The sequence below is a fragment of the Anaerosporobacter sp. genome (assembly GCF_965301125.1).
Genome location: NZ_CBDLAM010000055.1, coordinates 1 through 3,598, shown reverse-complemented (window position 1 = coordinate 3,598; position 3,598 = coordinate 1). Strand labels below are relative to the sequence as shown.

Here is a 3,598-nt window from a genome sequence, read left to right as displayed (position 1 = left end):
GGAGAATATAGTATTAATATAGTAAAGCATATTATTGAGGATATAAATTTTGAAGAAAATGAGTTAAATGATAAAAAATCACCAACTTTTTGCCAAGGATGCCCACATCATGTCGTATTTACTATCCTTCATGAATTAGGATTAAATGTTGCTGGAGATATAGGGTGTTATACATTAGGTGCTTTATTACCATATGAAAGTATGGATACAACAGTATGCATGGGTGCAAGTATTTCTATGCTGCATGGAATAGAAAAGGCAAAAGGAAAAGATTATATTAAGAATTGGGTAGCAACAATTGGTGATTCAACATTTTTTCACACGGGAATAAATGCGTTGATAAATATGTATTATAATCAGTCATGTGGTACGGTGTTAATATTAGATAATTCAACAACAGCGATGACTGGACATCAAGATCATCCATCTACTGGTTATACATTAAAAGGTGATAAAGTTGAACCTGTTAAAATCGCTTCGTTGTGCAGTGCAATTGGGATAAAAAACATACATGAGGTATCTGCGTACAATAAGAATGAATTAAGAAATACAATACTTTCAGAATGTCAATGCGAGAGTCTATCAGTGATAATTATTAAGGGACAATGTATTATCTGCGGAAAGAAGGTGTAACAGAATAATGCCCAATATTATAATTGCAGGAATTGGTGGACAAGGAGTAGTAACAAGTGCAAGAGTTTTAGGAAACATTGCTATGAATTCTGGATTTGATGTTAAAGTATCAGAAATTCACGGAATGTCTCAAAGAGGAGGCAATGTTGAGGCACATGTTACTATTGGAGAAAAAGTATATAGCCCTGTTATTGAGAAAGGTAAGGCGGATATACTTATAGATGTGAATAACATATTATCTATTGATACAGATGAAATAATAAGAAAATCACAAGACAGAAGGTGTATCAATATGGTGTTATTAGGAAGAGTATGCAGTCAATTGGAGTATGAATACGATTGTTGTATTGAAACAATCAAAAAAGAAATAAAGAAAGACTATATAGATAAATTTATAATAGCCTTTAAACACGGCTATTTTGATGTTGATGGTAATATCAATGAAGGGGCTTGGGCGTATCCAGAAGGTGATGGATATAGTTCAACGCTGACAAGAGTATAATAGAATTCAATAAAGGTAAATAAATTATTAGTGCCCCAAAGTAAAATGTCCTAGATTAATTGTTATAATCTAGGGCATTTTAATATCTATGTTATTATTGCTCCTGATATGGGGCACACGCAAGTTTCCAAGATCCTGAAAAGTTCTTAGAACTAGTAAAGACTGTTGTTCCAATTGGATTTTATTGATTGGGAGTATAATATATCTAAAACACAACAGGCCTGTGTATGAAAGAAGTAGATTGGAGAAAAAATGATTGTAGCCTATAGCCTTTTTTACTCTTTTTTGGAATACATTGGTGTGTTATAATAGACTTAATAAGATTCAAGATATTGCATACATAGGAAGTTTATTAGAAAGGAAATGAGGTGGTTTTAATATGAATTATTATTTGATTGATTATGAAAATGTTAAAACACATGGTTTAGATGGAATAAGTAAACTATATGAAGACGATGTTGTCTGTATCTTTTATAGCAAGAATGCGGATAGTCTTACTTTTGATTTACATAAAAGAATTAATGAATCGCAAGCAACTATAGTATATCAAAAGGTTGATGTTGGGAGTAAAAATGCGCTAGATTTCCAATTAGCAACATATTTGGGATATATAATTCACGAAAATACAGGGAAAGCAGTTTCATATAGTATAGTGTCAAAAGATCAAGGTTTTTTGAGTTTGGTAGATTATTGGAAAAAAAGAAAAATTGAGGTTTCTCTTGTGATAGATGTCTCAGGAAAAAACGAAAAGAGTGAATTAAATAAATTAAAAACTCAAGTGGAACAAATAATAAAAGACAAAGAAGTAATAGATGTAGTTGTTAAGTTTATTCAACAATATAAAACAAAGCAAGGAATTAATAATGCTTTGATGAAACAGTATCCTAGCAAAGATAATAAAAAAGCAAGTGAAATATATAATGTAATAAAACCTATTCTGAATGATAAAAAAGATAAATAATTTGAAAATAGCATCCCAGTACATGCTAAGAAGTAATCGATGAAACAATATCGTAAGGAAGCAAATTAGGGAAATGAGATTTTTATTTAGAAAGGGAGGCATCGGAAATGAGAGGTAGGAAAAAGAGTAGTAATTATGTAATTGTCATACTGGGCTGGATTTTCTTAGTACTTGGCTTAGTTTTAACCATTGGTGGTGCAGTTAGTGAATTGATAATAAAAATATTTCGTAAGCAAGGATTAGTTATTGTATCAACGAATAATTTAGATATTCCATTATTTAAAATTATATATTGTAGTATCGGTGGAATATTTGCAATAATCGGAGCTGTCTTTTTGCTTGTTACTATGCGAAATAAGAAGAAAAAGAAGAGGCTGATTGAAAATGGTCGTAAGTATTATGCAGAAGTGATAGGGGCAATTATAAATTATCAGGTTCAAGTAAATAGAAAGTATCCATATCGTTTGGATTGTAAATATATTGATGAAATAACTGGAGTTACATACTTATATCGTAGTGGTAATGTATGGGAAAATCCGGATCAGTACATAGGATTACAAGTACCAGTATACGTAAATCGTGATAAACCGAAAGAATATTATGTTGCAGTTGAAGAATTATCAATTTCTAATGGGGCAATGTTTTGTGATTATCGCTAATTACTTATACTATTGTATAATCTTTCGCAAAAAAGGAAAGTTCAGGAGAAAGTTATGGAAAAGCAAAGTAAAGTTGTATGTTGCTCAAATGGGCAACATCTTAGATATAAAGAAAAAATTAATATATTGGAGAAGACATTATTACAAATAGGTTTAATCCCAATTTTTAGCGATCAAATATTTGAAAAATATTCAGTGTTTAATGGTACAGAAAAAGAACGAGCTGAAAGTCTAATGGATTATTACAGAGATGATGAAATCAAAGCAATTTTTGATATTTCAGGTGGAGATATTGCAAATGAAATACTACCGTATTTAGATTTTGAATTAATCTCACAGGCAAATAAAAGCTTTTGGGGATATAGTGATCTTACTACTATTATTAATGCAATATATGCTAAGACCGGGAAAACATCTGTTTTGTACCAAGTAAGAAATTTGATTTATAGTGACAGTGAAAATCAAATTAGTAATTTTACAAACACAATATTTAGTGACAGAAACGACTTGTTTTCATTTGACTATGAGCTTTTGCAAAAAGATAGCATACATGGTATCGTGGTTGGTGGGAATATTAGATGTCTACTTAAATTGGCAGGTACACAGTATTGGCCAAATATGGCGGGTAAAGTACTGCTATTAGAAAGTTATAGTGGAGTAGTACCTCAAATGGTAACATATTTAAATCAACTAAAGCAGATGGATGTATTTGGTCAAATAAATGGAATTATATTAGGAACATTTACGAATATGGAAGAGGAGGCATGTAATCCTAATATAATTGATTTAGTAAAGCTATATGCGGGAGATAACATTCCGATTGCTATAACTAATGAGATAGGG

General features: G+C 30.8%; 5 protein-coding genes. All 5 read left to right on the top strand.

Features of this window, described 5'->3' with window-relative positions; all coding sequences use genetic code 11:
* The coding region (locus ACW2QF_RS08130) for a thiamine pyrophosphate-dependent enzyme (protein WP_455715502.1) at positions 1 to 633 on the top strand (633 nt) is incomplete at its 5' end.
* 7 nt (positions 634 to 640) lie between these two features.
* Entirely contained in the window at positions 641 to 1,135 is a 495-nt protein-coding gene (locus tag ACW2QF_RS08125) for a 2-oxoacid:acceptor oxidoreductase family protein (protein ID WP_455715501.1), read from the top strand.
* Between the two features lie 379 nt (positions 1,136 to 1,514).
* On the top strand, positions 1,515 to 2,096 hold the full coding sequence (locus ACW2QF_RS08120) for a PIN domain-containing protein (protein WP_455715500.1): 582 nt from the start codon (positions 1,515 to 1,517) through the stop codon (positions 2,094 to 2,096).
* Positions 2,097 to 2,203: 107 nt separating this feature from the next.
* On the top strand, positions 2,204 to 2,755 hold the full coding sequence (locus tag ACW2QF_RS08115) for a DUF3592 domain-containing protein (RefSeq protein WP_455715499.1): 552 nt from the start codon (positions 2,204 to 2,206) through the stop codon (positions 2,753 to 2,755).
* 54 nt (positions 2,756 to 2,809) lie between these two features.
* Positions 2,810 to 3,598, top strand: a 789-nt coding sequence (locus ACW2QF_RS08110) for an LD-carboxypeptidase (protein ID WP_455715498.1), incomplete at its 3' end; no start/stop codon positions are given.

Coding starts and splice junctions, on each gene's coding strand:
- ACW2QF_RS08125 (WP_455715501.1), top strand. CDS start 641: ATGCCCAATATTATAATTGCAGGAATTGGTGGACAAGGAGTAGTAACA.
- ACW2QF_RS08115 (WP_455715499.1), top strand. CDS start 2,204: ATGAGAGGTAGGAAAAAGAGTAGTAATTATGTAATTGTCATACTGGGC.
- ACW2QF_RS08120 (WP_455715500.1), top strand. CDS start 1,515: ATGAATTATTATTTGATTGATTATGAAAATGTTAAAACACATGGTTTA.